The sequence below is a fragment of the Aquiflexum sp. genome (genome assembly GCF_977115555.1).
In genome coordinates this window covers 1-1,161 of sequence record NZ_CDSBKL010000659.1, presented here as the reverse complement: position 1 = coordinate 1,161, position 1,161 = coordinate 1, and the positions used below count along the sequence as shown (strand labels likewise).

The 1,161-nt window shown below is 45.1% G+C and carries 1 protein-coding gene; it reads right to left on the bottom strand.

Going from position 1 to position 1,161, the window contains the following annotated elements; all coding sequences use genetic code 11:
• Nucleotides 1-213: 213 nt before the first annotated feature.
• Nucleotides 214-1,161 (bottom strand): M20/M25/M40 family metallo-hydrolase (locus ACZFYI_RS20500; protein WP_462525972.1); only part of this gene is annotated, 948 nt, incomplete at its 5' end.

The window sequence follows — 1,161 nt, the reverse complement described above, 5'->3', positions numbered from 1 at the left end:
CCTTACCCCAGAATTTTTTAGGGAACGTTCACCTATGCATTAAATCCAACGCAGAGACCCAAAGAAAATGAGAAAAATGACTTCAATGCTTTCCTCTAAGTGATCTATCTGACCATTTGTTGACAAAAAAATAACCGCAAAAGACTCTCAAGTCAGGAAAAAGCCCCCTTCGTGACCTTTGCGAAACCCTTGCATCCTTTGCGGTTTACTAAATCAATTCCAAGGTTTTCTTGGCAACTTCTCGTCTCTTTGTGCAGTGTTATAGACCATCGCAGCAATGATGACAGCAGCTTGGGTCATGTCCGCAAACTGCATCCTTTCATACAAATCCATATTGGTATGGTATCCTTTGCCATAATCAATCGGATCCTGGATAAACTGAAATCCCGGGACCCCTACCGCCTCAAATGCGACGTGATCCGTAGAACCGGTATTTCTCCTAGTGATGGTATTGGCACCGAGTTCATGAAAAGGCTCAAACCACTTTTCAAAAATCGGTACGACCATATCATTTCCCTCCACGTAGATGCCACGGATTTTCCCTGAACCGTTATCCAAATTGTAGTAAGCGGAGATTTTATCCCATTCAGACTTTTTCTCTTTGGATGTTCTGTCGGCTACATACTTTTGAACATATCCCCTAGAACCAAATAATCCCTGCTCCTCTTCTCCCCAAATTGCAATCCTGATAGTACGCTTAGGTTGTACATTCAGCGCTTTCAAAATTCTGATTGCCTCCATCATCACAGCCACTCCGGCGGCATTGTCATTGGCGCCTGTTCCGGCATGCCAACTATCAATATGGGCACCAAGCATCACGACTTCGGCTTTCAGGGTTTTATCCGTTCCGGGGATTTCTGCCAAAACATTGTAGCCTTTGTAATCATCGTCCAACCACTCCACTTCGATTTCCGCTTCTATACTGACTGGTTTGCCATTTTTGAGTAACCTGTAAATCCTGCCATAGTGTTCAGCCGCTATTTCCATCTCAGGTACTGTAGGTTTCTTATCCGTACTGTATGAACCTGCTCTAGTATGAAAAACCGTTCCAAAGCTTCCCCTTGTCCCGGTCAGTCTCAACCCGACTTCCTCCGCCAAAAGAAAAGTAGTCAGCTTTTGGTCAAGGTCACGTTGGGCGCGCATCTGTGCCAACATCTCCGG